The following is a 26,892-nucleotide window of genomic DNA, read 5'->3' on the forward strand; positions in this document are numbered from 1 at the left end:
AGTGCTTCCCCTTTAGTTTTCGGCCATAGTAAAGCTGATCTTGGTCTGCACATTGGGCACCTCAATCGGCTTGCCATCGACCACACGCGGCTTGTACTTGTACTTCAATGCGGACTTCAGCGCGTTCCTGTTGAAAATAGTGGTCGGCTTGCCTTTCGAAGTAAAGGCCTCAACCACCACCGGGTCGCGCACAGAACCATTGGTGGTCACTGTATATTTGACAATAACATAGCCTTCGATGCCGCGCTGCTGTGCACGGCGCGGGTACTGGGCCTGTACTTTGACGATGGGTAGATAATCGCCCTCGCCAAAGCTGAATCCAGACAGCTTGATACCGTCGTTGCCGCGGGGGGCTGAAATATTGATGCTACTGTCAATGGTTGGATCGTCAAATTCCGGTTCCAGCATCTCTGGCGGAGGCGTTTCCGGGTCTTCCGGCTTCTCCGGTTTGGCGGTGTCGTACTGAATTTCAAGTTCTTGTTCGGGCATCACCACGTCGGCAACTTTGAACTGCTCCTTTTCCTCCGGAGCGGTCATATTTGCCTCAATCAGCTGATGCATGGTGAAGATGAGGCCAAATGTCGTGGCGGCTGCCAACGTACCTGCCCCAAGGAGTCTTACCGGATTCATAGCTAACTCTTCTCTGTCGCGACCGAAACTTTCTCAATACCGATCTTCCTGGCCGCTTGCGCAATCAGGGCAATTTTCTCAATATTCGCGCCCTTATCGGGCTGAATCACCAACCACCCTTTCGGATTTTCGGAGTAGAGGCGCTCCAGGACGATTCTTACCTGACGCTCGTCAACTTTCTCCTTGGCAATCCAGATCTCATTGCTTTCGTTGATCGCTACCAGAATAGAAGCGGCCTTGAGTTCAGCGGTTGTCGCCTCCGGCTTCAGCACTTCGGCACCCGGCACTTTGATAAAAGTCGCGGTGACGATAAAGAAGATCAGCATAATAAACACCACGTCCAACATGGGCGTGAGGTCAATCGCTCCTGCCTCTTCTTCTGCCGTATTTTGTCTTTTGCTCATAGCAACTCTCTTGCGAACTTTTCCCGCGAGGGGCCCCAGGAGGTACCCGCGGCGGGAATCTCTGGCTTGGCTAAACCTTCACAGCAAATAAGCTGGCCTATTCGCTGATGTGTGCTAGTGATCCATGGTCAGATGATCTTCCAGCAGCTGGGTCTCCCGCTCTGCCTTGCGGGTAAGGTAGGTGTTGGCAAAAACACCGGACAGCGCTGCAACCATACCCGCCATGGTGGGGATAGTTGCCATGGATACACCGCTGGCCATCTGCTTGGCGTCACCACCACCGGTAATCGCGAGAACATCGAACACGTTGATCATGCCCCAGACCGTACCCAAGAGCCCGAACAGGGGCGCCAGGGCCACACAGGCCTGAATCATGTCCATATTGTCCTGAATCCTCTCGGAAACCCGGGAGACCATCGCATAACGGATCTGGTGGGAACCCCAGGAATTGCGCTCACCGCGCCCCTCCCACTGGTCCACAGCACCCTGAACGTCACTTTTCAACCCCTTGTTGAAATAGAAGATCCGTTCAAAAATCAGCGTCCACATAAAGAAGGTCAGACCGGCGATCAGGAACAGTACTGGCCCGCCCGACGCCATAAAGGCGTTGACAGCGGCCCATGCGTCGATTAATGCGTGCATGTTGCCGCCTCCTCTTATTTACGCTCGGCGTTTTCCGCCACGATACCGGTACTCTGCTCTTCCAGAATATGCAGGATACGCTTGGCGCGACCGTTCACGATAGTGTGCATCAACACAGTCGGGATAGCGACACACAGACCCAAAACGGTGGTAATCAGTGCCGAGGAGATACCGCCGGCCATGGCTCTCGGGTCACCGGCACCGAAGATGGTGATCGCCTGGAAGGTAATGATCATGCCGGTAACGGTCCCCAGGAGGCCCAGCAGCGGCGCCACCATAGCGATAATCTTCAGCAGGTTGAGGCCGGTCTCGATCGCCGGGCGCTCCTTCAATACCGCTTCTTCCATCTTCAGCTCCAGGGTTTCACCGTCAACCCCCTTATTTTCCTCTGCCACCGCCAGTACACGGCCCAACGGGTTGTTGGTATTTGGCGTGGCGGAACGCAGTTGGGCATTCACCTTGGCACTCACACCGAAGAGCACAACCAGGCGGAAGATAGCCAGCAGCATGGCGAAGGCACCGACGGCAGTGATGATATAACCCACAATTTTACCCTGGTGCCAGCGCTCGATAAGGTCCGGGCTGTTGATCATGGCCTTCAGGTAGGAACCGCCGGTAGGGCCTGTGGGATCAACCCCGAAAGCGCTGAAGCCGGCGCTGGAAGCCTGCAGATTCTCCGCCATCTTCTGGAACTTGGCGTCCGGCTGGCGAACCAGCTCAGCCATTTTATAGGCGTCGTTCATCTCCAGGTATTTGCCGTTGGAAACCAGATTGAAGTTACCCACACGAACAACTTCCTGCTGGACCTGCTCACCGCTGGGCTTGATCACAGTGGCATTGAACTTGACAACCTTGCCGGATTCGATTGTTTCCCGCTGGATTTCAAACCACAGGCGCTCAATTTCTGCAATAGTCGGCAGTTTAGTGGCCGTATTCATCTTGGCAAGCAGGCCGTCAATAAATTCTGTCCGGCCCGGGTATTGCGCAGAGACCAGGGAAGAGTCGATATTTGCGCGCAGGTCTGCGGCGGTAGAAGACATATGGCCGAATAGTTCTTTCAGAGAGCCCAGGCGCTCATCCAGTTGATCACGCTTCTGATTTATGGCGCCTTCCTGGTCCTGATATTGCTTTTCCAGTTCCTCGGAGCGCTTTTCCTCAGCGGTGCGAACATTTTTGGCCCTGTTCAGCAGCGTCTGCTGATTGGCTTTTTGGCGGCGAAATTCGGCTTCGCGCTGCCTGTGTTCCTGGGATTCAGCGATTTTGGATTGCCGAACCATCTTCAACAGATCATCGAGAGAAGCGGCTTTTTCCTGCGCAACTGCAGAGAAACTGATCAGGCCAGCCGCGGCTGCCACTAGTATACGTTTGGCGATAGAGGTTTTCATTGCGCTGCCTCCGGAGCCGGGATCGGCGTGGTCATGATGTCGATGGAGGCCTGTTTCCTGGCGATCTTCAAGCCGTTCATAAGGGCACGACGGTAGGTGCCAGTGTCGATTTCAACCCAGACTTGCTGGCCCTTGTCGTAAGCGAGGGAGATATTGGAATCAGTTGTCTGGGCGAGCAGTGCGATACGACCGATCTGCAGCACGTTTACCTCACGCTCCTGGCCGTTTACATTCAGGGTGTCGCCGTAAGTGTCGATCTTACGCGCGTACTCCGCTTCGTAATTGTACAGTTCCAGTACCTCGCGGAACTTCTCCGCAACCGTAATATCGGAACGGTCCATATTATTTTTTACGTTTACTAGATTGGCCATGCGCTCGTCCAGTTTGAAGGGCGCATCCAGTTCAATAAACTGCTCCAGGCCCTCCAGCATGCGCAATATCAGTGGCTGGATCTGGCGTTCAATGACGGTGACGTTGGCGATGGATTCGTCCAGGTCGTTGATCACTTCAAGCTGGTTGGCCAGTTGCTTTTCCAGCTGACGGTTGTATACGCGCAGACCGTCGATTTGCTTGTTGACCACCTTGAAATCCTGCAGCAGGCCGCTGGTTTCCTCGGCAATCTTGTCAATGCGTTTTTGCGATGCCCGGGCCGCAGTGGTTTTCTGCTGGCCGACGGCGAGGACGTTATCGAGAGTATCCGCGTTGGCTACGCTGCCATAGAGCGCGCCGGCAGACAGCACAGTGGCCAGCGCCACAGCCATGAATCGCTTGGTTTTCATTAGACCCCCCAGTGGGTTCAATATTTCACAACATGGTCGCGATGATTTAGCTGCCAAAACGCGGTGTCCTTTTGTTTTAAAAACATTGGCTAGAAGACAGCTAGGAGCCGCACATTGTAAACAGCCGATTTGATTATTCAAATGCCGATTGTCAGCATCGGCCAGCATGGGTAACAAGGTAACAACCGGGTAACACGATCGAGTCACTTTCACACATTAGCGGCGCCATTCCCTGTGCAGGCTGTCAGAGAATTTAACAGACTGATCAACTTTTAATCAAATTGTTTTTATTTAAATCTGTCGTATTGAACTAATGCGTAATTATACTCATTCCTGTCTGAAGCAGGGTAACACTCCCTTACAATTTCGACCCATGAGTCATCCAGCTTTGGAAAAAAGGCGTCAGCATCCACTTCAGCATCCACTTCAGTGATATAAAGGCGCGCCGCCAGGGGCAGGGCTAGGCGGTAAATTTGCGCCCCACCAATCACCATCACCTCCGCCGCACCGGCCTTCAAGGCCCACTTGCGGGCCCGACTGAGCCCCGCCTGCAGTGACGCCACCACCTCAACACCATTAGCCTGCCAGCTGGCATTACGGGTGATCACAATATTGTTGCGCCCGGGGAGGGGACGGCCGATGGACTCAAACGTCTTGCGCCCCATGACCACAGGCTTGCCCATGGTGATCTGCTTGAAGAACCGGAGGTCTCCGGAGAGCCGCCAGGGCAAGCCGTTGTCTTTGCCGATAGCGCCATTGCGCGCCACTGCAGCAATCAGGGCCACAGAAATATCCATATCCACAGCGCCCCTTTAAACCGCTACCGGTGCCGGAATATGCGGGTGGGCGCGGTAATCCCGCAGCTCGAAGTCCTCAAAGCGGAAGGCGAACAGGTCTTTCACATCTGGATTTAAGTGCATCGTTGGTGGCGGCAAGGGCTCCCGTTGCAACTGCATCTCTGCCTGCGCCAGGTGGTTGGCGTACAAGTGTGCATCACCGAAGGTGTGAATAAACTCGCCAGCCTGCAGCCCGCACACCTGCGCCAGCATCAGGGTAAGCAGGCTGTAGGAGGCAATATTGAATGGCACTCCGAGGAAGATATCCGCGCTGCGCTGGTACAGCTGGCACGACAGCTTGCCGTCCGCCACATAAAACTGAAAAAGCACATGACAGGGGGCAAGGGCCATGCGCCCTGCACGCACATTGTCCACAGGGGAGACGCTCTCGTCTGGCAGCTCAGCGGGGTTCCAGGCACTGACCAGCAGGCGGCGGGAGTCCGGCCGGGTCTTCAACTGGTACACCAGCTGCTCCATCTGGTCGATATGATGCCCGTGCGGCGCCGGCCAGCAGCGCCACTGGCGACCGTATACCGGCCCCAGGTCACCGGCTTCTGTGGCCCACTCATCCCAGATCCGCACCCCGTTTTCGCGCAGGTAATGGATATTGGTCTCCCCCTGCAGAAACCACAGCAGTTCGTGGATGATCGAACGCAAATGGCATTTTTTCGTAGTAATTAGCGGGAAACTCTCGCCCAGGTCGAAGCGTATTTGGTAGCCAAAAATACTCAGGGTGCCCGTGCCCGTACGATCTCCCTTCTCCGCGCCGTTTTCGCGCACATAGCGCATCAGATCCAGATACTGCTTCATCTACTGTGGCGCCCCACCCTTCGAATGGGTGCACGCCTGCCTGGCACTGCTCCTGTCCCGCCCCTCCGGCGACGGCTGGGTGCGGTAGCTCCACACCAAGAGCGCAATACCGGCCACGATCATCGGCAAACTCAGCAGCTGCCCGCGGGTCATCCAGCCAAACAGGTCAAAACCAATATGGCCATCGGGCGCGCGCACAAACTCCACCAGGAAACGGAAAACCCCATAAAGCAGTACAAACAGACCGCCAACGGCAAGACGTGGGCGCGGCCTGCTGGAGAACCACCAAAGAAGGGCAAAGAGCACCAGCCCTTCGAGAAAAGCCTGGTACAGTTGCGAAGGATGGCGCGCCAACAGCTCCGGATCCTTCGGGAAAACCATACCCCATGGCCCCTGGGTAGGACGCCCCCACAACTCCTGACCGATAAAATTACCCAGGCGCCCCAATCCCAGACCAATAGGCACCAGGGGGGCGACAAAGTCGATCAGGGCCGGGAAGGTCGTGCCAATCTTACGAGCGTACCAGGCTGTGGCCAGCATCACGCCAATCAGGCCACCGTGGAAACTCATCCCCCCTTCCCACACCTTCAGCAGAGACAGCGGACTTTCAATCAGCTCCGGCAGGTTGTAGAAGAACATATAACCGAGGCGTCCGCCGACCACCACCCCGATGGCACAGTAGAGAATCAAATCCTCCACTTCAGATTTGATCACCGGGGACCAGGGCCTGGTGCTACGCCGCAATGCCAGCCACCACGCAACAATAAAGCCGGCCAGGTACATAAGCCCGTACCAATGCACTTTAAAGGGGCCAATGGCGAAGGCCACAGGGTCAATTTCAGGATAAATCAGCATGGGTGAATCGAGATTGGCAGCGATAAAGGCGTATTATGCTCACAAAGCCCCCCTCAGCGAAAGGGGCGCATCCAGCCCTGCCACTTTGGAAAACTGCTATGTGCCTTTTGCTGTTCGCTTACCGCTGCCACTGTGACTACCCGCTGCTGCTGATCGCCAATCGCGACGAGTACTATGCCAGGCCCAGCGCACCCGCAGCGCTCTGGGAAGGGCTCGGCCTGGTCGCGGGGCGCGATCTGCAGGGCGGTGGCACCTGGGCGGGAATGGCCCGCGGCCGGGTCGCCGCAGTGACCAATATCCGCGAACCCGGGCGGGCCGTGCCCGAAGACCTGCTCTCCCGCGGGGAAATCCCCCTGCATTTCCTTGCCGGCAACAGTACACCCTACCAATTTGCCCTGGGGCTCCAGGGGCAGCGTTATCGCGGCTTCAATGCACTGCTCTTTGATCTGGAGGCCGATAAACCACTGATCTGCGCCGGCAATCGCCACGCCCCTTTCCCCATTCCAATCGGCGTACACGGTATTTCCAATGGCGCGCCGGACGCCCCCTGGCCGAAGGTTGAGCGGGGAAAGAAAGGGCTCAGGCGTATCATGCGGGGCATTGGCGATACCATCACCGAGGACAATTTTGTGCGCCCTGCTTTGGCCCTGCTGCGCCACAGTCAACCGGCGCCCGAGGCAGAACTCCCGCACACTGGCGTGGGTCCGGCAAGAGAGCGGGCGCTCTCTCCCATATTCGTACACATAGACAACCGAAAATCCCCCTCGCCCGGCACAGCGGCGCCAGACAATGACCAAGCCGGCTATGGCACTCGCGCCAGCACCCTGATTGCTGTTCGTAAAACGGGGCGCTGCCAGCTGTGGGAGCAGTCTTTTGCACAGGGAGAGCCCGAGGGACCACTGCGTCACTTCGCTCTCGGCTAGTACCCTTGCTTCTGAAACTAAAGGGCCATGGCAAAATAATTGGCCGTATCTGATCGCTCAAGTATTTACCCGCTAATCAAATATTCCCCTTCAAATCGACATCCGTGCCACAGGCGCTTCGGCGGTTATTGCCTCATTGCCGCCCTCCCCCCGGTGACTCCCAAGAGAAGAAGGAAACGCCAAGCAAATTCTGCATTTATTGCCATACTTACTCTCACAGACGGCAATTGGTTGAGTTACGCGCAAGTGCGCAATGCCAATCGGCGTCTGAAAAGAGGAGGTCGCGCGGGACGCATGACAAGTGCGAGCCATCGCTAAACACCGAGCAGTATCAGGTTAGGCTCGTCACAGGTTGGGAAGGTAACAACGATCTGGCGCCCGGGATTATCCACAAGACAACGCCGGGCCCCTGCAGTATCGCTGAGGTACCATGTCGTATTTCAACCCAGAACAGCGCAAACGCAAATCCATTCTGCCCCTGCTGATTCTCGGCAGCCTGTGTGTGTCCATTCTCTATTACGCCTTTGCGGCCAACCAGAAAACCGTGCCGGTACTGCCGGAAAATGCCGTGCGCCCCCACCTAGTACACTGGCTGGAAGAGAACCCCAATGCCTGGCCCGCCCAGGACCCCATTTTCAACCCCGCAGCGGTGCGCAAAATTTACCAGCGCACCGATTACCGCCTGCTCTGGTTCGACAATTACAGCCTGAGCGACAGCGCCAACGACCTGCTCAGGCAACTCACTGCGGCCAGCTCCGGCAATCCCAGCAGCATGGTCGACTACCGCTATCACCTCGGATATTTCGACCGCACCCTGCGCGATACCCCACAACGCCTGCAGATGGCCGCGGTGCTCGATGTCCTTCTGACCGATGCGTTTGTCTCCTACGCCCAGGATACCCAGTTGGATCGCATCAGACCCAAAAGCCGCCCACACCGCGGTATTACCCCGGTATTTCGCGAAGACCAGGGGTTTCGCATGGTTGCTTTGCCCAGGCCTCCCCAACAAGCCTCAAATGAGCCCAGTGGACGCAAGTATTTTCGCGGCTACGACCGGGCGCGCATCATTGGCAGCAGTCCACACAGCCACCCCTATTCCCAGGACTACAACACCGACGATGAACGCACCCCCTCAAACGCCGCCAATTCCGCCCGCAGCTTCAATCGGATGCGCCACAATACACACAGAGACCGCAGCGGAAGCGGCCCAGGCGCCAGTGGCAGCGACAGCCGGATCTATTACAACCAGAGCCGCAACAATCGTGGGCGCGACAATCGCGTTCGCAACAGCGCAGCTATTGCATCCCCGGTCAATAGCGAGGGTCGCTATTTCGAGGAGAATATCCCCTATGGCAGTGATGCCTATGCGTTGAGAAACCAACTGCAAAAATTGCGCAACCTATCCACCAGTGGACGCTGGCGCCCAATTCCCCCAGGCCCAGCAATGACGATGGGGGCCCGCCACCCCCATGTGGGCCGATTGCGGGATCTACTCTCTCTCTACGGCGACTACCAGGCTGACTACCGCTATCGCGGCGCCGATCACAACCGGTTCGACCGGAGCCTGCACCAGGCTGTAGCGCGCTTCCAGAAACGCCACGGCCTCAAGCCAGATGGCATCGTGGGACGCACCACCCGCAAGCGCCTCAACCTTTCTCCCGCTGCACGGGCGAAAATTGTGGAGATGAATATCCGCCGCCGCGAAGCCTTGCCCGCCAGCCTGGGGGAGCGCTTTATCCAGGTAAATATCCCTGCCTACCGGCTTCAATATGTTGAGAACGGCCAGGTCAAACTGGCCATGAATGTGGTTGTGGGGAAGAAGAAACACGCAACACCCGAGATCACCACACGGGTCAGCAAAGTGATATTCAACCCCACCTGGACGGTACCGCGCAGCATTCTCGTCAATGAAATACTGCCCAAGGCCCGCAAGAATCCCACCGGTATGGAAAACATGGGGTACCGGGTGGTCAGCGGAAGTGGTGAATATCTACCCCTCACCTCCGGCAACCTCTCGGCCGCGGGCGCCGGCTCCTATCTAATGCGCCAAATGGGAGGTGAGGAGAATGTACTGGGCCGGATAAAATTCGAGATACCCAACAAACATGATGTCTACCTGCACGATACCCGCGCCCGCACCCTCTTCTCCCTGACGGACCGCGGCTATAGCCACGGCTGCATTCGCCTGGAAAAGCCACGTCACCTGGCAGAGGCCCTGTTGCGTACCCAGGGGAGTTGGGACCAGTGGCGTATCGGCCAGCTCACCACCGGCGAAGAAACCACCGAGGTCGACCTGACCCGATTGGTGAACATCTACATCACCTACTGGACCGCCTGGGTCGACGGCCAGGGCAATCTGAATTTTCGCCCGGATATCTATGCGAAAGATGGCCTCACCGATAACCAGTTCTAGATCTGCCGCCGCATTCCACTGACCCGGCCCTGAGTTTCCGCATGGGCCACCACCCCTATATTCCTTTTACCTAGTAGAGCCCAGGGAACGCATTTCTCAAAAATATTAAAGAGTTCCGCAGTCACAAGTTACCAATGTGAGCAGAGTGTTTCAGTCTCTTCGATCCTTCCATTGCTGACATGGGTGACTTATGGGTATTCGCAAGCGTCCGCCCTTTGCACGTACACTGCACAGGGGCCCTGTGCACGTCAGCGCCCTCGTATTGTTGCTGGTCCTAACCCTAGGGTCCGGGCTGCACCCGGCCACTGCGGAGACCGGGGAGGCTATTGATACCAATACAGTTGCCGGCAGCGATCCCTTTTCACCAGAGGGGCGGCAATACGCGCTGCTCAGTGAGGAACTGGCGCGCTACCGGGTGCTGGCGGACAGTGACCACTGGCAACCGCTTCGTGCCGGGCAACCGATAGCACCGGGCAGTCGCGGTCCGCGTGTCGCGCAACTGCGCAGCCTGCTGATGCTGTACGGGGATTACCGCCCCAGTGATTTTGATACTGCAGGATCGAAGGACAACCTCCACGCCGATGTGTATGACAAATCCCTGCAACAGGCAGTGCGCAGATTCCAGCGGCGTCACGGGTTGAAAGCGAACGCACTGGTTGGCGAGCACACCCGCAAACGCCTCAATACCAATCCCGCCAAGCTGGTGCGTGTCCTCGCGGCCAATCTCAAACGCTGGGAGCAGCTGCCAAAAGATCTGGGACCGCGCTATATCGTGGTCAACATTCCCGATTTCAGTCTGCGCCTGATGGAGGGCGACCGCGAACAATTCCGCATGAAGGTGGTGGTGGGCAAGCCAAAACACAAAACCCCGCAACTGACCACCCGCATGACACGACTTGAGTTCAATCCAGTGTGGCGCGTGCCACCGAGTATCGCCCTGAAAGAGCTGCTGCCAAAAGGCGGCTCTGCGCTGGGCGCCAGAGGATATCGGCTGATCAACCACCGCGGCAGAGCCGTGCCCTTTACCCGCGGCAATATCGCCGCTGTGCGCCGCGGCAAGGTTATGCTGCATCAAAGGGGTGGGCCGGGAAACGCCCTGGGTCGGGTCAAGTTTATGATCCCCAACCGCCATGCCATTTACCTGCACGATACCAAAAGCAAACACCTGTTCAAAAAGTCCCAACGGGCCTTTAGCCACGGTTGTATTCGCCTGGAAAAGCCGATGGTGTTTGCCCGAATGATGCTGGGACAGCAAAACGGCTGGGGTAACGCGCGTATCAACCGCGCCCTGGGGAGCAGCCGCACCCACGGCGTAGCGCTGAAAAAGCCAGTACCCGTTTACATCGCCTACTGGACTGCCTGGATAGATGAAAAGGGGCAGTTGCAATTCCGCCCGGATATCTATCGCCGCGACAACCCCGTAGCAGGAGCAGGTCGTGGCTAACCCCAAGTACATCTACGGGCATTCATCGTGGCCTGTAACCTGCGCCAACTCGGTCTCGCCGCGCTGCTGAGCGTGATCGCGTCTGCGACCCCAAGCGGTGGCGCCCTGCTGGCAGCCAGGGTTCAGCAGGCACTCGACCCGGCAACTTCTGGCGAACAGCTGCGCAGAGCGGCCGCCCGCTACCGGGAACTGGTCAAACACTGGCAGCCAATCGCCCGGGGCGGGCCGCTACAGGCCGGCGATAGAAATGCACGGGTGTTGCAGCTGCGCAAGCTGTTGGAACTCTACGGAGACTATCGCGGACAGCCAGGGCCAACCGCCGCTCCCGCGGGAGACTCCCTGCGCTTCGACAGGGCCCTTCAGACCGCCCTGGAGCATTTCCAGCGCCGGCACGGGCTCGCGCCCAGCGGCGTTGCAGAAGGGGAGACCCTCGCTGCACTGGCTGTCCCTCCCTCGGAGCGGGCCGAACAAATGACCCTGAACGCCGAGCGCTGGGACAGGCTGTCTCTTCCCGCCGAGAGCCGCTACGTACTGGTCAATGTGCCCGACTACCGGCTGCAGTTGGTGGAGGACAGTCAGGTCGTGCTCGATATGAAAACGGTAGTGGGCAAAAGCAGTACCCGCACACCGGATATGCGCAGCCGTATCACCCATATCATATTCAACCCCACCTGGACGGTACCGCGCAGTATTCTGATCACACAGCTTCTGCCCAAGGCGCGCCACAACCCCGCTGCCATGCACCGGCGCGGGTATCGGGTTATCCAATACCACAGCGGGGCCACCTCCCCGATTACCACTGAGGGCCTTGCCCGCGCCGCAGGCGGCCACGCCACCCTGCGCCAGGTCAGTGGCCCCGGGAACACACTGGGTAAGGTAAAATTTGTCACGCCCAACAAGCGAGCCATCTTTTTGCACGATACCCAGGCCAAAAGCCTGTTTTCATTGCAGGTGCGCGCGCGCAGCCACGGGTGCGTGCGCCTGCAGCACCCGGAAGAGCTAGCCTACGCATTACTGGCGCCCCAGGGCTGGGACAGGATTGAGATTGCTCAGGCAGCGACCGGAGACCAGGCCCACAACGTGCGCATCAAGCCTGCGCCCCGCCTCTATATCGTTTATATGACCGCCTGGCTGGATCGCGACGGGCGCCCACAATTCCGGCGCGATATCTACCACCGCGACAAGAAAACCAGCCCCCCAGCCGAAGACTAGTTCCGCCCCCCATCCCCGGCGCTCCAGCGCAAGAAAAGAACCAATCAGTCACAAAAAAATGAATTTTTATGCTGTGTTCAAAAATGACAACGCTGTCCTCGCCACCCGCCCGGCGGCATCGGAATAGCTCCAGGGTGGAGCCTGGGCCCTAGTTCAGAAGCAACTATTTACCAACCAAAGCCTTCGAATCTTTTCAAATTAACAGCTTGCGGTTTGTAACATCTGGTTATTTTTTGTACATTTTCCGCTGTACCCGGATGCGCCGACCCACTGGCGCACCCAAACGACGAGGCGGAATTATGAAGAATCCATCCAGACGTCGGTTTCTGGCAGTGACCTGCGCAACGGCGGCGGCGGTCAGCGCCGGGCCAACTTTTGCCAAAGTAGGCAGCTCCCGCACCCTAAAAATGCGCAACTTGCACACCGGGGAGAAGCTGGAGGCCGCCTACTGGAGCAATGGAGACTACAGTAGCAGTGGTCTCAAGCAGTTCAACAAGCTGTTGCGTGACCACCGGGCCAACGAAGTGACCCGAATGGACCCGAAATTGCTTGATATCGTGTATAAATTGAAGGAAAAATTCAATTTTAAAGGCACTGTTGAGATTATCTCCGGATATCGCTCGGCCAAGACCAATGCCAAGCTGCGCGCCGCAGGCCGCGGTGTTGCCAAGCGCAGCTACCATACACGCGGTATGGCCATGGACATCCGTATGCCCGGTGTTTCCCTATCAAAACTACGGCAGGCGGCCCTGAATTTGAAAGCGGGTGGCGTTGGCTACTACCCTAAGAGCAACTTCGTTCACGTGGACACCGGCCCGGTGCGCCGCTGGTAAAGCGCTTTCAGGGATTCCCTCTACCCAATATAAAACCCCGGCCTGTACCGGGGTTTTATATTGTTGCGCCCTACTCTACCGGCAGAACAGCAGGCATAATATTCATTTCGGAAGCGGGGACCTGGGTAGTACCGGCCATCAGGCCCGCCATCTTCTCCAGCAATTTGCGCGCCTTGGCCAGCTGGCCCAATTCCGCTAGTTCAAACGGGTCTTCCATCTCCAATAACAAGGCTTCCAGATCGGCAAAGGTCTGCTCCAGCGCACTCACCTGGTGACGATCCAGCAACAATTCCGCCAGGCCGCCTCCCCCTGTGGGTATCCAGTTGGATTGTAAGGTTGCCATAGCCGCCAGCAGCGCCTGCTTGGAGTCCGCTGCGCGACTGCTCTCCACATCGCTTTCAGAGCCCTCAGGCAAGCGCGGCAATAGCAATTCGTCGATTACCTGAGTATGGGCGGCGCGAATCTGTTGCAACCGTGCCACAGGGCCAAGGGCGAGATACCGGCGCGACAGATTATTGGCGCTGCTGGGCCAACTGCGGGCCAGACCATCCATATCTTCTTCAATACCCCGGGCGATCAGGCGGGTCAGTACGCGGCGCCGATTGGCAGCCAGGGCCTCGGGCTTTTCCCCTCTGGAGTCGGCGGCAAATTGTGCCGCCATACGCTCGCTGGTAGGGCCCCAGAGCATGACCTCCAGCGCGTGGAAACCGATGCTCGCCTCCTCGTGGGCAGTGAGCCGGTGCTGCTTGCGCAGGTTTGCCAGGGTTAACTCAATGGCGGTGTCATTGACTATGCCGCTGTCCGAATAGCCCGGCACCGTATCCAGGTAGCCCGCCTGCGCAGGCCAGCTGTCCAGAGCCAGCAGCAGTTCGCGGCCCTGGTTGCGCAAAGCCACCGGAGAAAAGGCCAACTGGATGTAGGGCAGTGTCGCAGCGAACTCCCGGTGGGCATCCAGCCAGGCTAGCCTGGCTTTTTCCAGCTGGTCTTCTCCGGGCTGCTCCAGCAGTGCCACCACTGTGCGCTGAAGGGTCTCCGCGTGGCCGCGGGTGTGCACTACCTGTGCCTGGCCCGCCTGCCATATCGCCAGGGAGAGATCCGAGGCCGCCTTTTCACTGACGGGCTGTAGCGCAGCCCCCCGCACGGCCTTTGGCGGCGCTGCAGATTTTTGTTCACAACCCAACACGGCCCCCAGACTGGCCAGTAACAGCCCGCAGGCTATTTGCCGTAAGGTATCTCCGTTCACACAATTCCCCGTGTTGCACTTTGCCAGAGTTTGCAGGTTATCGGAGGCTGATCACCGGCCAGCCCCGCGCTTCCGCCTCTGTGCGCAGGCGGGCATCCGGATCCACAGCGACCGGGTGCTCTACTTCAGTCAGAAGCGGCAGGTCATTGATCGAGTCGCTGTAAAACCACTTCTGTCCACGCGTGTAGACAGCGTTGTGTGCCAGCCACTGGTGCAAGCGCACGACCTTGCCGGCCCGATAACAGGGCTCGCCGACCACGCGCCCGGTAAAGCGCCCTTCCAGCTCCTCCGGCTCTGTGGCCAGTAAGGTATCCACTCCCAGGTGTGCGGCAATCGGCTCCACAACAAAGCGATTGGTCGCTGTAATGATCATGATATGGTGCCCTTTGCGGCGATGTTCCCCGATCAGCGCCTGTGCGCGGGGCAGCCACAGCGCACTGACGACTTCCTGCATAAATTCCCTTTGCAGGCTTTCCAGCTGCTCGCGCGATAGCAGGGACAGAGGCGCCAGTGCGAACTCCAGATAAGCAGAGATATCCAGCTCTCCCCGCTGGTAGTCCCGATAGAAACGGTCATTGGTGGAGCGGTAGTGCTCGCCGTCCACATGCGAGCGCTGTACCAGAAACTCGCCCCAGGCATGGTCGCTGTCTCCGCCGATAAGCGTATTGTCGAGATCAAAAATTGCCAAGTGCACCGCTAATCAGCCCCGTTACCATCGATTCGCAAAGGAAGTTCCACCGCCAAAATCCAGCTACTGCCACCTCAGCGTCATACAATTTTACCCTGCATTCGCGCGCGTCACACAGACTGCGTCACCGAATTGCTGTAAACCCCCCTCTGTGGAACAATACGGGGCAAGCGAGTGCGGCGCACAGCAACACGCAACAGTATTAAGGACGGTATTATTTTGGACGACGGCAAGCCGGCTCAAGCCGGGAGAAGAAGCCGCCGTAGGCCCAACAAGCAATCAAATCGCAACGATCCCCCTGCGCTTAACAACAGGAAGCAGAGGCAGGGTGGCGAAGACAGCAGTAATATAGATGCAGAGGGCTTTCGCCCCAACGTCGGTATCATTATGCTGAATGCCCACGGCCAGGCGCTGTGGGCCAGACGGGTCGGTGGCAAGGACGCTTGGCAGTTCCCCCAAGGCGGCATTAATCCAGGCGAAACCCCGGAACAGGCCCTATACAGGGAGCTTTACGAAGAAATCGGTCTCACCCGCGATCAGGTCAGTCTGATCGCCTGTACACGCGGCTGGTTACGCTATCGCCTGCCACAGCGGATGATCCGTCGGCGTTCCGAGCCCCTGTGTATCGGCCAGAAGCAGAAATGGTTTTTATTAAAACTGGAGGCGGCGGAGACCCACATCAGTTTTGAAAACGGCTATAAGCCAGAATTCGATCACTGGCGCTGGGTGAGCTATTGGCACCCGCTCAGCAGGGTAGTGACCTTCAAGCGCGAGGTTTATCGGCGCGCGCTGACCGAACTGGCCCCACAGCAGATACAGCTGGAGAGGCGCTGGTTGCGCAAACAGGACGAATAGCGCGCCCCTTTCGCCAGTGATGAGCCCGGTGTCTGAACACCAAAGGCCCGAGCGGAGCACCCACCGGTTCCGGGCCTGAACTTTCTCCGTTGATTGGCGAGGACAGGCCATTGCTCGGATCTCTGCGCAGTATCGTACAGGAAGTCAGCACCGCCAGGGACCTCCCTGCGGTGCTCAACATTATTGTGCAACGTGTGCGTGAGGTGATGCACACCCGGGTCTGCTCTGTTTATCTTCGCGACAAGCAGTCCGGAAACTATGTGCTGATGGCCACCGACGGCCTCCACTCCAATGCTGTCGGTCAGGTACACCTGGCGCCGGGCGAGGGGCTGGTGGGCAGTGTGGTGGCCCGCGAGGAACCCATCAATCTGGAAATGGCCAATTCCCATCCCGCCTTCCAGTATTTCCCCGCGACCGGGGAGGAGCGTTTCTGCGCTTTTCTCGGCGCACCGATTATCCACCACCGCACCGTACTCGGGGTTCTTGTCGTTCAACAGGAGCAACAGCGTCGCTTCGATGAGGGCGAAGAGGCGTTTCTGGTGACCCTCTCGGCCCAGCTCGCCGGTGTGATTGCCCATGCGGAAGCCACCGGGATACTGGCGAGCATGGGCAAGCAGAAGCGCGAAACCCACTTTCGCGGCATTGCCGCATCCCCCGGAGTCGCGATCGGCCACGTGCGCATCGTCACACCCCAGGCCAACCTGGCCACGGTGCCCTATTGCCTGTGCCTGGATGTAGATTCTGAACTGGCCCTATTCCAGCAGGCCCTCTCTGCCGCCAGGGAGGAAATCCACCAGGCGGGGGAGCGCCTCAAGAGCGAACTCAGCCGCGAAGAGTCCGCTCTTTTTGATGCCTACATCAGCATACTGGACGACAACACCCTCGCCACCGAAGTCTGCGATCGCATCCGGCAACAGCAACTCTGTGCGCCGAGGGCCTGGGCCGAGGTTATGTTGGAGCATGTACGGCGCTTTGAAACCATGTCCGACTCTTACTTTCGCGACAGAGCCGCCGATGTGCGCGACCTCGGCGTGCGGGTGCTGGCTCACCTGCATCAACAACAGCAGAGCGAGCGCGACTACCCGGAAGACACCATTCTGGTGGGCGAAGAACTCACCGCCGCGGTATTGGCCGAAGTTCCCCGGCAAAAACTGATCGGCGTTGTTTCTGTAAAGGGCTCCGCCAACAGCCATGTGGCAATCATCGCGCGGGCGATGGGGCTACCAGCGGTTATGGGCGTGCAGGACCTGCCCTACGAGACCATTGATGGCATATCCGTGGTTGTGGACGGCTATCGCGGCGCACTGCATATCCACCCGGGCGAAGAGCTCAAACGCCGTTACAACGCCATTGTGGCCGAAGAGCGGGAACTCGCCCGCAATCTGGACTATACAGCCAGTCTGCCTGCCGAAACCACTGATGGCCACAGGGTGTGCCTGTTGGTCAACACCGGGCTGATGGCCGATGTCGTGCGCTCCAGGGAACGCGGTGCCGAGGGTGTCGGCCTGTTCCGCACCGAAGTGCCCTTTTTGCTGCGCGACCGCTTCCCCTCGGAGGAGGAGCAGCGGGAGATTTACCGGGAACAGTTGGAAAGCTTCGCCCCCCTGCCGGTTACCATGCGCACCCTGGATATTGGCGGTGACAAATCTCTGGCCTACTTTCCTATAGAAGAGACCAACCCCTTCCTCGGGTGGCGCGGCATCCGTGTTACCCTGGACCACCCGGAAATATTCCTGGCACAGGTCCGCGCCATGATGAAAGCCAGCCTGGGGCTCGATAACCTGCGCATTATGCTGCCGATGATCAGCGGACTCGGCGAGCTGGAAGCCGCGCGCAAACTGATAGAAAGAGCCTATCGGGAGCTTTTGGAAGAGGGCTACGATATCAACATGCCCCCTCTGGGCGTTATGGTGGAGGTACCCTCTGCGGTCTACCAGGTGCGCGAACTGGCCGAACATGCGGATTTTATCTCGGTGGGCAGCAACGACCTCACCCAGTATCTGCTGGCGGTAGACCGCAGCAATAGCCGCGTGGCCAATATTTACCACGCCTTGCACCCCGCTGTGTTACGGGCCCTGCAGGAAATCGTTACTGCAGCGCACGCTGAGGGCAGCAAGGTGGGTATCTGCGGTGAGCTGGCCGGAGAACCCGGCGGCGCCCTGCTGCTGGTGGCCATGGGCTACGATATGCTGTCGATGAACGCCACCAACCTGCCGCGTGTCAAAGCCACATTGCGGGCAGTGCGACAGGCGGATATGGAACGGCTGTTACAGCAGGTCATCTGTATGGATTGCGCCGAGAAAATCGAAACCACCGTGAATGCCTATTTGTTGAGTCTCGGCCTAAAAGGGGTTTTGCATCCGCCCGGCATACAGTAGCAAGTACGCTATTCAAGACAGGGGGCTCCTGCGGCTGGATATTCCCAGTCATTCAACCACTTTCACTGGTTGCGGTAGAAATCCCGGTTTACCAACACCCCTTACACAAATCCCAGCGTACACTGCTTACACACTGCCTCCTCATTTAGCCCAGAACTGATCTTGCCCAGCAACGACGGAAACCCTGTTACACGCCAGACGAGGTAACAGCAGTGAACCTTGGCAAGACCAAAGAATTCAAACCAGACTAAACGAAAACAAGCTTCCGATGCGTAGCGGGTTGGGGCTGTCAAGACACTATCCGTTCAGGGCTATCTATAGAGGTATCTAAATTCATTGTTCGCCCGGCGGTGCTGCCTGAGGTTGAAAAGCTAATTTATTCGACATTAGATCCATTTTTGTAATCTGCAACAACGGCCCCAACATGTCATACCGAAAACATATTGGCGGTATTACCCGGCACAATGGCCTCGAGCAATCGCGTTCTCACAGGCAATGAGACATAGATTTCCCTTTTTGATACCTGCCTATTTTATTTCTTGCTTTTCATCGCCGCCATCAACACATCACCCATACTGCCCCGAGCACCCTGTTGCTGGCGGTTGCCCTGTTGCCTGTTGTAGCGCTGGGCCTGGCGGTTCTCGTGCTGATCGCCCCTTTGGACAGTGCCGCCATCCTGCGCGCCGGGCTCGTCCGAGAGACGCATGGAGAGGCCGATGCGTTTACGCGCTGTGTCCACTTCCATCACTTTGACTTTAACGATATCGCCGGCTTTGACCACTTCGCGCGGGTCCTTGACGAACTTCTCCGACAGTGCGGAGATATGCGCGAGACCGTCCTGGTGTACACCGATATCCACAAAGGCACCGAAATTGGTGACATTGGTGACGGTGCCCTCAAGCACCATACCAACACGCAGATCCTTGATGCCCTCCACACCCTCTTCAAAGCGTGCGGTACGAAACTGCGGGCGCGGGTCGCGACCGGGCTTTTCCAGTTCGGCAATGATATCGGTCACTGTGGGAACACCGAATTGCTCATCGGTGTAGTCGGCGGGGTTGAGCCGGCGCAGAAAGGCGGCGTCCCCGATCAGGGCGTTGATTTCGCGGTTGTTCTTCTCGGCGATACGCCTGACTACCAGGTAGGCTTCCGGGTGTACACCCGACCGGTCCAACGGGTTCTCGCCATTGCCGATGCGCAGGAAGCCGGCGGCCTGCTCGAAGGCCTTGGGCCCCAGGCGCGACACTTTCAGCAACTGCTGGCGGTTTGTAAAGGCACCATGCTGGTCGCGATAGCTGACAATATTGCCAGCGATGGTGGCGGTGAGTCCGGAAACCCTGGTCAGAAGCGGAGCAGAGGCGGAGTTCAGCTCGGCACCAACGCCATTGACACAGTCTTCCACCACCGCATCCAAAGAACGCGCCAGTTGAACCTGGGAGACGTCGTGCTGGTACTGCCCGACGCCGATAGATTTTGGTTCAATTTTCACCAGTTCGGCCAACGGGTCCTGCAGGCGGCGGGCGATGGAAATGGCACCGCGGATGGTGACATCCAGATCGGGAAATTCCCGCGCGGCAGATGCAGAGGCCGAGTATACGGAGGCGCCGGCCTCGTTCACCATCACTTTCTGGGCGCTAAGCTTGTATTGTTTGATGGTCTCGCCGACAAACTTGTCGGTCTCACGGCTGGCGGTGCCGTTGCCGATGGCAATCAGGCCCACGCGGTATTTACCGCACAAAGCGGCGATAATCGCAGCAGATTCCTGTAGGCGGTTCTGGGGCGGGGTTGGGAATATGGCGGTGTGATCCAGCAGCTTGCCGGTGGCATCCACCACGGCGACCTTGACCCCTGTGCGCAGGCCCGGGTCCAGGCCGATGGTGGCTTTCTGTCCGGCGGGCGCCGCCAGCAGCAGATCCTTGAGGTTGTGGGAGAAGACCCGGATGGCCTCTTCCTCGGCCTTTTCGCGCAGAGATCCGAGCAGATCGGTTTCCAGCGCCGTGCCTAGCTTGATACGCCAGGTCCAGCGTACCACTTCGCCGAGCCAACGGTCCGCGGGGCGGCCCTGATCGCAGATATCGACATGTTTGGAGACCATGACCTCGCAGGGATGGCCAGCGGAGGCAGGTGCCTCCGCTTCCTCCGGCAGGCCCACACTGACCGCCAGAATGCCCGCATTGCGGCCGCGGAAAATGGCCAGGGCGCGGTGGGACGGCACTTGGGACCAGTCCTCGGCGTAGTTGAAATAGTCGCGGAATTTAGCGCCTTCTTCCTCTTTGCCTTCCAGCAGTTTGGATCTGACCTGGCCATCCCGCTTGAGGAAATCCCGCAGACGCCCAAGGAGCTCCGCGTCCTCGGCGAAGCGCTCCATCAGGATAAACTTGGCCCCGTCAAGGGCGGCCTTGCTGTCTTTTACCTGCAGAGAGGCATCTTCGTGATCGGGGTTAAGGTACTGCTGGGCTTCTGCGGCGGGGTCGAGGCCGGGATCCTTGATCAGGGCATCGGCCAGGGGCTCAAGGCCCGCCTCAATGGCGATTTGCCCTTTGGTGCGTCGCTTGGGCTTATAGGGGAGATAGAGGTCTTCGAGGCGGTTCTTGGTCTCGGCGTCGTTGATCTGCCGGGTCAGTTCCTGGGTGAGTTTGCCCTGCTCATCAATACTTTTCAGGATGGCCCCGCGGCGCTCCTCCAGCTCCCGCAGGTAACGCAGGCGATCTTCCAGGGTGCGCAACTGGGTATCATCCAGAGCGCCCGTTACCTCCTTCCGGTAACGGGCGATAAATGGCACGGTAGCGCCTTCATCCAGCAGGGAGACTGCGGAGGTGACCTGTTGCGGGCGCACATTGAGTTCTTCGGCGATGCGAACGTTGATATCCAGCATGTGATGTGTACATCCGTTTTGCGAGAGGGCTCATACCTCTGGGAGCGACATTCAGGCGGGTCGCGGGCCATCTGTTTTCATGGCTGTGACCGCCCACTACCCCACCTGTATCAGGGTAAATTGGGTAGGCATTATGCGCCAGGCGAGCACGGCGAGGAAGGTTTGCGACAGGGCACCCGTTTGTGCGGCGACCTGCAGCGAAACCCCCTCGTATTTGCATCAAACTCCAGTAAAATGCTCGCTAATCAAAATTTAACCAACTTCCATCATGAAATGGGGTAGAGGGAGCCGGTGAAAGTATCAAACAAGAACAAGCTGTTAATGATTGTTGTAGCCGTTGGGGCGATTGCCATTGCTGCAACGGTGCTCCTGAAGCCAAAACCGCAGGAAAAGCCCGCAGAGGCGGTGGTGCCACCGGTGGCGGATATCCTCTATATAGCACCTGGCCCCCAGGCCCTGCTGGTGCCCAGCCAGGGTAGCGTACATGCCCGCCATGAGATTGAGGTGGTGGCGCGTGTCGGCGGTGTGATTGAAAGTGTGAATGCAGCCTTCGTACCCGGTGGCTTTTTCTCGACAGGGGAGGCCCTGCTGCAGCTTGAGCAGGCGGACTATGTGCACAATGTCACCCGCGCCGAATCCCAACTGGCCAATGCCAACTCCGCATTCGCCCAGGAGCAAGGTCGCGCAAAGCAGGCCAAGCGCGAGTGGCGTGACCTGGGCAGCGAGACCGCCAATGCCCTGTTCCTGCGCAAACCCCACCTGGCCGCAGCGGAAGCCGCCGTGGCGGCAGCGCGGGCGGATCGCGATCAGGCCAAGCTGGACCTGGCGCGTACCACCATCACAGCCCCCTTCGCCGGTCGCGTGGTAGAAACCTATGTCGACCTGGGTCAATATATCGCTCCGGGCACCAGGCTGGCAAAAATTCACAGCACCGGTATCGCCGAAGTACGCCTGCCCCTGACGGATCAGCAGCTGGCACTGCTGAATCTGCCCCTGGGGCAATCTCTCAAAAACAGCCCTGCCGTACGACTAAGGGCTGTCGTGGCGGGGCGCGAGCACGAGTGGCGCGCACAGTTGGTGCGCACCGAGGCCAGCATCGATCCCAACAGCCGCTTTATTTACGCGGTGGCACAGGTACAAAATCCCTACCAGGGCGCGGCACCGCTGATGAACGGCCTCTTTGTGGAGGCGGATATTGCCGGCAGAACCTTCGAGGACGTGGTGATACTGCCGCGCCAGGCCCTGCATGAGGGAAACCACCTGCTGGTTTTGAATAAAGAGAACCAACTGATCTTCAAAGAGGTAGAGCTGCTGCAGAGCGTTGCGGACAAGGTGTGGCTGCGCGGCGATATCGCCATTGGCGATCGCGTGATTGTCTCCAGCCTGGGCTATTCCCGCGAAGGGATGGTCCTCACGCCCAATCCGTTAAACGCAAAACCCACGCACCTGACCAACAGCGTTGATGCTAAGGCTGAGTCCCCGGCCACAGCGGTGACCGGGACCGCCACAGACAATACCTACCCCGGGGGTCGCTGATGAACGGTATCATTTCCTGGTTTGCACGCAACAGCAAGGCCGCCAACCTGCTGATGATCATGATTATTATCGGTGGCTTTTTCGGCATCAGCGGTATAGACCGGGAGGTATTCCCGGCGATTCAACCGGGCATCGTCGCGGTAGAGATTTCCTACCCCGGCGCCGGCCCGGCAGAAGTCGAGCAGCAGGTGACGGTGCGTGTGGAAGAGGCCATCTCCGAGGTCAAGGGGATCAAAGAGGTCAATTCCGCCTCCCGCCGCAGCCACTCCTCGGTGGACATCCAGGCAGTGGATGGCTACGACCAACTGCGCCTGTTGAACGATATCAAGGCCCAGGTGGACAGTATCAACACCTTTCCCGAGGGGATCGAACGCCCGGTTATCCACCTGCAGGAGTGGGATACCCAGTTGATGATGATCGCCGTGGGTGGGCCTGTCTCCGAGCACCAGCTCAAGGAGACTGCGCTGGATTTGCGCGACAAGCTGATGTTGATTCCCGGCGTGCGCCGGGTGGATATCTGGGGCGATCGCTCGGATGAGCTGTCGATCGAGGTCTCCGAACTGGACTTGCGCCGCTATAACCTGAGTTTTAACGATGTCGCCAGCGCTGTGCGGCGCTCCTCCCTGGACCTGCCCGCAGGCATGGTGCGTTCGGATCGTGGGGATATCCAGGTGCAGACCCGCGGCCAGGCCTATACCGCCGAGGACTTCGAGCGTATCCCGGTTGTCAGCCGCGCCGACGGCTCTGTACTGCTGCTGCGGGATGTGGCCACCGTGCGCGACGGCTTCGAAGAGTACAACAACGTCATCCGCTTTAATGGCAATCCGGCCATGAACCTGCGCGTGAGCCAGGGCGAGCCCCTGGACGTGGTGGGTACCGCGGACCGTATCAAGGCATTTATGGCGGAAAACCGCGCGCAGCTGCCGCCGGGCATGGAGTTCGATATCTGGTTCGACTTCTCCAAGTCTTTTGAGGGCCGGATGAACCTGCTCACCAAGAATGCGCTGAGTGGCTTCGCCCTGGTTTTCATTCTGCTGATGCTGTTCCTGCGCCCGGCGCTTGCCCTGTGGGTCACCGTGGGGATTGTGGTGGCCTTCCTCGGCGCCCTCGCATTGCTGCCGGTCACCGGCGTCAGCCTGAATATGCTCTCGCTGTTCGCTTTCCTGCTGATTCTGGGGATTGTGGTGGACGATGCGATTATTGTGGGGGAAGCGGTGCATGCCGCCCATGATCGTGGGGTTACCGGCCTGGCGGCTGCGGAGGCGGGGGTAAAACAGGTCTCTGCACCGGTGATCTTTGCCGTGACTTCCACCATGGTGTTCTTTATCCCCATGCTGTTTCTACCCGGTTACACCGCGCAGATGATGCTGTCTTTACCCGTGGTGGTGCTGCTGTGTCTGGCTTTCTCCCTGGTTGAATCGCTGCTGATCCTGCCGGCGCATCTGGTGGGCATGAAACCGGAAAAGCCCGCCAGGTCCACACTGGGTATCAAGCTGCAGACGTTGCGCGGGCACTTTGCCGGGGCGATGAAAACCGCCGGGGACCGTTACTACCTGCCGCTGCTGAAAAAATCCCTCGGTAACAGCCGCACCACTGTTATGGGCTTCCTGCTGGCCCTGGGACTCTCGATTACGGTATTTTTGAGTGGCTATGTGGGCTCTTCCTTCGCCCCCCAGGTACCTTCTGACCTCTTGGAGCTGCAGGCCACCATGGCCTCCGGTGAGCCCTTTCGCGAATCCGAACGGGTGATGGAACAGATACTCGCGGCGGCGGACAAGCTCGCGGTGGACGAGGAGATGCTGGCACTGAACCAGGGCCAGCCCTTCCTGGAAAATTCACTGGTGTTCAATTGGCGCGGTAACATCTACGTCATACTGCAACTGGTGGATGGCGAACTGCGCGATGTCACTTCCAAGACCCTGGCGCTGCGCTGGCGCACACTGATCGGCGAGCTTCCCGCCAGTGTCGAGGACCTGAATATCGACTCCACCATCAATGATGGCGGCAATGGCATGAGCCTGAACCTGAGCACCGCCTCGGGGGATATGGATGAACTGCGCGCCGCCGCGGACGCAGTACAAGAGAAGCTGAATACTTACACCGGTATTTACGATGTGCGCGACAACCTCACCAGCGCCCGCCGCGATATCGAAATCCAGTTGAAGCCCTATGCCACCACCCTGGGAGTCAACCTCGCCGATGTCGCCAGGCAGGTGCGCCAGGGCTTCTACGGCGAGGAGGTGCAACGTATTCCCAGGGGCCGCGAAGATGTGCGGGTGATGGTGCGCTATCCCCAAGACGAACGCGCCAGCGAAGAGCAGATGGATCGCATCCGCATTCGCACCAATGCGGGCGAGGTGCCCTTTTCGGCGGTGGCCGAAGCGGTCTATGTCCCCGGTTATACCACTATCCGCCGCAATAACCGCGAGCGCACCGTGCGCGTCTCCGCACAAATCACGCCAAACACCTCTTCTACGCAGGAAATCCTCAAGGATATGCGCGAAAGTCTGGTGCCAGAACTGGAGCGCCGGTTCCCCGGTTTCTCCCTGAGAACCGCTGGAGAGATGCAGGAAGAAGAGGAGTTCAACGGGGCTATCCTGGCTTTCTTTGTGCTGTCCTTGTTCGCCATTTACGCACTGCTGGCGATTGCCTTCCGCTCCTACTCGCAGCCGCTGCTGATCCTCACCGCGGTGCCTTTCGGCTTCTTCGGCGCGGTGGTGGGGCACCTGCTGATGGGGCACGATATCAGTATTATGTCCATGCTCGGCTTTCTCGCCGCTGCGGGCGTTGTGGTGAACGACAACTTGGTACTGATGGATCGTATCAACCAACTGCGCGCCCAGGGGTGGGCGGTGATGGACGCGGTGATCCAATCGGGGCGCGACCGCTTCCGCCCGATTATCCTGACTTCCATTACCACGTTTATCGGGCTGGTACCGATTATGTTCGAGCGCTCCATCCAGGCGCAGTTCCTGATCCCGATGGTGATCAGCCTCGCCTTTGGCGTGCTGTTCGCCACCGCCGTCACCCTGATTCTGGTACCGAACCTGTACAAGGTGATCGAGGTGATCCGGCCCAAGCGCAGACGTGTAGAAGGGCCCGATGCACCGGTCTCCCTGGAGACGGTTTGATCCGAATCCAACCTGACAGCCAAATGGGTCCCCCGTGTCCCATTTGACTGCCAACCGGAAAATATGCACGCTTGCGCAGGGCTGCTTGTATCATGCGCGAGGGCTTAAGCGGTCATTGCGCCGTTTGAGCAGTCTTGCCTAAAATATCCACCCAAGCCGGCGCCCTGTCGGCTTTTTGTGGCGTTTTCACAGGATTCCCCCTCTATGCGCATCCCGCGTATCTTCTCCGGGCAACCACTCTCTGAACTCCGGGATATTGAACTGGACGAAGCCGCCTCGCGGCACCTGGTGAAAGTCTTGCGCCTGGGCAGCGGCCATCCACTCACGCTGTTTGACGGTCACGGCGGAGAGTACAGTGCCAGGCTGACGACAACAGGCAAACGTGCGCGGGTGCGCATTGAGACGTTTCTGGCGGAAAACCGCCAGTCCCCTCTGGCGCTGTCGCTGGCCATTGGCATTTCCCGCGGGGAGCGTTTCGACTGGGTGGTACAGAAGGCCACCGAACTGGGGGTCACTGTACTCCAGCCACTGCTGACCGAACGCTGCGAGGTGAAGCTAAGCGGCGAGCGCCTGCAGAAAAAACGCACCCACTGGCGCCGGATTGCCATCAGCGCCTGCGAGCAGTGCGGGCGGAATTTGCTGCCCGAGATTGCCGAACCGGTGAAACTGGCGCACTATCTGCAGAACCTCACGCAAAAGACCGCCCCGGCAGCCAAACTGGTGTTGCATCACCGCACCCGGTTGGATCTGCACCAGTGGCAGACCGAACACGGAAAGCCCGATTCCGCCCTGTTGCTGGTGGGTCCCGAGGGCGGCCTGTCACAGGTGGAAATCGACACTGCGCTGGCCCGTGACTTTATCCCGCTGCGCCTTGGACCGCGGGTTATGCGCACAGAGACCGCCCCCATTGCTGCACTCTCCGTCTTGCAGTTCCAGTGGGGCGATCTGTAGGCAGCGGTTTTTTACCCGGTGATCGGGTCGGCCTCCCCTGGCGACCGGATCATCGCCCTTGGGATACTG

At 58.7% G+C, this 26,892-nt stretch carries 21 protein-coding genes; 10 read left to right on the top strand and 11 right to left on the bottom strand.

The window, feature by feature from the left end; translation table 11 throughout:
* Positions 1-12 precede the first annotated feature (12 nt).
* The 8 genes from Q1A48_RS00265 to lgt all read right to left on the bottom strand — a co-directional run bounded on the left by Q1A48_RS00265 (position 13) and on the right by lgt (position 6,341).
* Positions 13-630 carry an energy transducer TonB gene (locus tag Q1A48_RS00265; RefSeq protein WP_299939602.1) on the bottom strand — a complete coding sequence of 206 codons (618 nt, stop codon included), beginning with the start codon at positions 628-630 and terminating at the stop codon, positions 13-15.
* A gap of 2 nt (positions 631-632) precedes the next feature.
* Positions 633-1,034, bottom strand: coding sequence for a biopolymer transporter ExbD (locus Q1A48_RS00270; protein ID WP_299939604.1), 402 nt, complete (start codon positions 1,032-1,034; stop codon positions 633-635).
* Positions 1,035-1,148: 114 nt separating this feature from the next.
* Entirely contained in the window at positions 1,149-1,676 is a 528-nt protein-coding gene (locus Q1A48_RS00275; RefSeq protein WP_299939607.1) for a MotA/TolQ/ExbB proton channel family protein, read from the bottom strand.
* Between the two features lie 14 nt (positions 1,677-1,690).
* Positions 1,691-3,061, bottom strand: a complete 1,371-nt coding sequence (locus tag Q1A48_RS00280; RefSeq protein WP_299939609.1) for a MotA/TolQ/ExbB proton channel family protein — start codon at positions 3,059-3,061, stop codon at positions 1,691-1,693.
* Positions 3,058-3,840 (bottom strand): DUF3450 domain-containing protein, encoded by a 783-nt coding sequence (locus Q1A48_RS00285; protein ID WP_299939612.1) that lies wholly within the window; start codon positions 3,838-3,840, stop codon positions 3,058-3,060. The genes Q1A48_RS00280 and Q1A48_RS00285 overlap by 4 nt, the downstream gene beginning before the upstream one ends.
* A gap of 287 nt (positions 3,841-4,127) precedes the next feature.
* Positions 4,128-4,637: a dihydrofolate reductase gene (locus Q1A48_RS00290; RefSeq protein ID WP_299939614.1), complete on the bottom strand. Its 510-nt coding sequence runs from the start codon at positions 4,635-4,637 to the stop codon at positions 4,128-4,130.
* Positions 4,638-4,652: 15 nt separating this feature from the next.
* Positions 4,653-5,486, bottom strand: coding sequence for a thymidylate synthase (locus Q1A48_RS00295; protein WP_299939616.1), 834 nt, complete (start codon positions 5,484-5,486; stop codon positions 4,653-4,655).
* A complete protein-coding gene (gene lgt / locus Q1A48_RS00300; protein ID WP_299939618.1) occupies positions 5,487-6,341 on the bottom strand; it encodes a prolipoprotein diacylglyceryl transferase in 855 nt (284 codons plus the stop codon). It abuts the gene before it with no gap.
* Between the two features lie 98 nt (positions 6,342-6,439).
* Here lgt and Q1A48_RS00305 point away from each other — a divergent pair, with 98 nt between their 5' ends.
* From Q1A48_RS00305 to Q1A48_RS00325, 5 genes are all read left to right on the top strand, one after another.
* On the top strand, positions 6,440-7,264 hold the full coding sequence (locus Q1A48_RS00305) for an NRDE family protein (protein ID WP_299939620.1): 825 nt from the start codon (positions 6,440-6,442) through the stop codon (positions 7,262-7,264).
* Between the two features lie 430 nt (positions 7,265-7,694).
* A complete protein-coding gene (locus Q1A48_RS00310) occupies positions 7,695-9,677 on the top strand; it encodes a L,D-transpeptidase family protein (protein ID WP_299939623.1) in 1,983 nt (660 codons plus the stop codon).
* A gap of 190 nt (positions 9,678-9,867) precedes the next feature.
* Positions 9,868-11,121 (top strand): L,D-transpeptidase family protein, encoded by a 1,254-nt coding sequence (locus Q1A48_RS00315; protein ID WP_299939625.1) that lies wholly within the window; start codon positions 9,868-9,870, stop codon positions 11,119-11,121.
* 27 nt (positions 11,122-11,148) lie between these two features.
* Positions 11,149-12,333 (top strand): L,D-transpeptidase family protein, encoded by a 1,185-nt coding sequence (locus Q1A48_RS00320; RefSeq protein ID WP_299939627.1) that lies wholly within the window; start codon positions 11,149-11,151, stop codon positions 12,331-12,333.
* Between the two features lie 299 nt (positions 12,334-12,632).
* Complete coding sequence (locus Q1A48_RS00325; protein WP_299939629.1) at positions 12,633-13,166, top strand: DUF882 domain-containing protein; 534 nt, start codon at positions 12,633-12,635, stop codon at positions 13,164-13,166.
* A gap of 70 nt (positions 13,167-13,236) precedes the next feature.
* On the opposite strand, the gene Q1A48_RS00330 is transcribed toward Q1A48_RS00325, so the two are convergent.
* Both Q1A48_RS00330 and Q1A48_RS00335 read right to left on the bottom strand, forming a co-directional pair.
* Positions 13,237-14,409, bottom strand: coding sequence for an imelysin family protein (locus Q1A48_RS00330; RefSeq protein WP_299939632.1), 1,173 nt, complete (start codon positions 14,407-14,409; stop codon positions 13,237-13,239).
* Positions 14,410-14,446: 37 nt separating this feature from the next.
* On the bottom strand, positions 14,447-15,103 hold the full coding sequence (locus tag Q1A48_RS00335; RefSeq protein WP_299939634.1) for an HAD family hydrolase: 657 nt from the start codon (positions 15,101-15,103) through the stop codon (positions 14,447-14,449).
* 342 nt (positions 15,104-15,445) lie between these two features.
* Between Q1A48_RS00335 and Q1A48_RS00340 the strand changes: the two genes are divergently transcribed.
* Positions 15,446-15,952: an RNA pyrophosphohydrolase gene (locus Q1A48_RS00340; RefSeq protein ID WP_299940384.1), complete on the top strand. Its 507-nt coding sequence runs from the start codon at positions 15,446-15,448 to the stop codon at positions 15,950-15,952.
* A 110-nt stretch (positions 15,953-16,062) separates the two neighbouring features.
* Positions 16,063-18,330: a phosphoenolpyruvate--protein phosphotransferase gene (gene ptsP, locus Q1A48_RS00345; protein WP_299939638.1), complete on the top strand. Its 2,268-nt coding sequence runs from the start codon at positions 16,063-16,065 to the stop codon at positions 18,328-18,330.
* 532 nt (positions 18,331-18,862) lie between these two features.
* Here the strand turns inward: ptsP and Q1A48_RS00350 are convergent.
* Positions 18,863-21,205 carry a Tex family protein gene (locus Q1A48_RS00350; RefSeq protein WP_299939640.1) on the bottom strand — a complete coding sequence of 781 codons (2,343 nt, stop codon included), beginning with the start codon at positions 21,203-21,205 and terminating at the stop codon, positions 18,863-18,865.
* Positions 21,206-21,496: 291 nt separating this feature from the next.
* Between Q1A48_RS00350 and Q1A48_RS00355 the strand changes: the two genes are divergently transcribed.
* The 3 genes from Q1A48_RS00355 (at position 21,497) to Q1A48_RS00365 (ending at position 26,823) form a co-directional block, all read left to right on the top strand.
* The gene (locus tag Q1A48_RS00355) at positions 21,497-22,741 is read left to right on the top strand and encodes an efflux RND transporter periplasmic adaptor subunit (protein ID WP_299939642.1); all 1,245 of its coding nucleotides are present in this window, start codon (positions 21,497-21,499) and stop codon (positions 22,739-22,741) included.
* Complete coding sequence (locus tag Q1A48_RS00360; protein ID WP_299939644.1) at positions 22,741-25,872, top strand: efflux RND transporter permease subunit; 3,132 nt, start codon at positions 22,741-22,743, stop codon at positions 25,870-25,872. Before Q1A48_RS00355 ends, Q1A48_RS00360 begins: the two co-directional genes overlap by 1 nt.
* Positions 25,873-26,076: 204 nt before the next feature.
* Positions 26,077-26,823 (top strand): 16S rRNA (uracil(1498)-N(3))-methyltransferase, encoded by a 747-nt coding sequence (locus tag Q1A48_RS00365; protein WP_299939646.1) that lies wholly within the window; start codon positions 26,077-26,079, stop codon positions 26,821-26,823.
* Positions 26,824-26,892 lie beyond the last annotated feature (69 nt).

Origin of the sequence: uncultured Microbulbifer sp. (assembly GCF_947489355.1) — a bacterium.
GTDB lineage: Bacteria > Pseudomonadota > Gammaproteobacteria > Pseudomonadales > Cellvibrionaceae > Microbulbifer.

Excerpts from the sequence above, each read along its gene's own strand:
- Q1A48_RS00265 (WP_299939602.1), bottom strand. The coding sequence starts at position 630 with ATGAATCCGGTAAGACTCCTTGGGGCAGGTACGTTGGCAGCCGCCACG.
- Q1A48_RS00270 (WP_299939604.1), bottom strand. The coding sequence starts at position 1,034 with ATGAGCAAAAGACAAAATACGGCAGAAGAAGAGGCAGGAGCGATTGAC.
- Q1A48_RS00275 (WP_299939607.1), bottom strand. The coding sequence starts at position 1,676 with ATGCACGCATTAATCGACGCATGGGCCGCTGTCAACGCCTTTATGGCG.
- Q1A48_RS00280 (WP_299939609.1), bottom strand. The coding sequence starts at position 3,061 with ATGAAAACCTCTATCGCCAAACGTATACTAGTGGCAGCCGCGGCTGGC.
- Q1A48_RS00285 (WP_299939612.1), bottom strand. The coding sequence starts at position 3,840 with ATGAAAACCAAGCGATTCATGGCTGTGGCGCTGGCCACTGTGCTGTCT.
- Q1A48_RS00290 (WP_299939614.1), bottom strand. The coding sequence starts at position 4,637 with ATGGATATTTCTGTGGCCCTGATTGCTGCAGTGGCGCGCAATGGCGCT.
- Q1A48_RS00295 (WP_299939616.1), bottom strand. The coding sequence starts at position 5,486 with ATGAAGCAGTATCTGGATCTGATGCGCTATGTGCGCGAAAACGGCGCG.
- lgt (WP_299939618.1), bottom strand. The coding sequence starts at position 6,341 with ATGCTGATTTATCCTGAAATTGACCCTGTGGCCTTCGCCATTGGCCCC.
- Q1A48_RS00305 (WP_299939620.1), top strand. The coding sequence starts at position 6,440 with ATGTGCCTTTTGCTGTTCGCTTACCGCTGCCACTGTGACTACCCGCTG.
- Q1A48_RS00310 (WP_299939623.1), top strand. The coding sequence starts at position 7,695 with ATGTCGTATTTCAACCCAGAACAGCGCAAACGCAAATCCATTCTGCCC.
- Q1A48_RS00315 (WP_299939625.1), top strand. The coding sequence starts at position 9,868 with ATGGGTATTCGCAAGCGTCCGCCCTTTGCACGTACACTGCACAGGGGC.
- Q1A48_RS00325 (WP_299939629.1), top strand. The coding sequence starts at position 12,633 with ATGAAGAATCCATCCAGACGTCGGTTTCTGGCAGTGACCTGCGCAACG.
- Q1A48_RS00350 (WP_299939640.1), bottom strand. The coding sequence starts at position 21,205 with ATGCTGGATATCAACGTTCGCATCGCCGAAGAACTCAATGTGCGCCCG.
- Q1A48_RS00360 (WP_299939644.1), top strand. The coding sequence starts at position 22,741 with ATGAACGGTATCATTTCCTGGTTTGCACGCAACAGCAAGGCCGCCAAC.
- Q1A48_RS00365 (WP_299939646.1), top strand. The coding sequence starts at position 26,077 with ATGCGCATCCCGCGTATCTTCTCCGGGCAACCACTCTCTGAACTCCGG.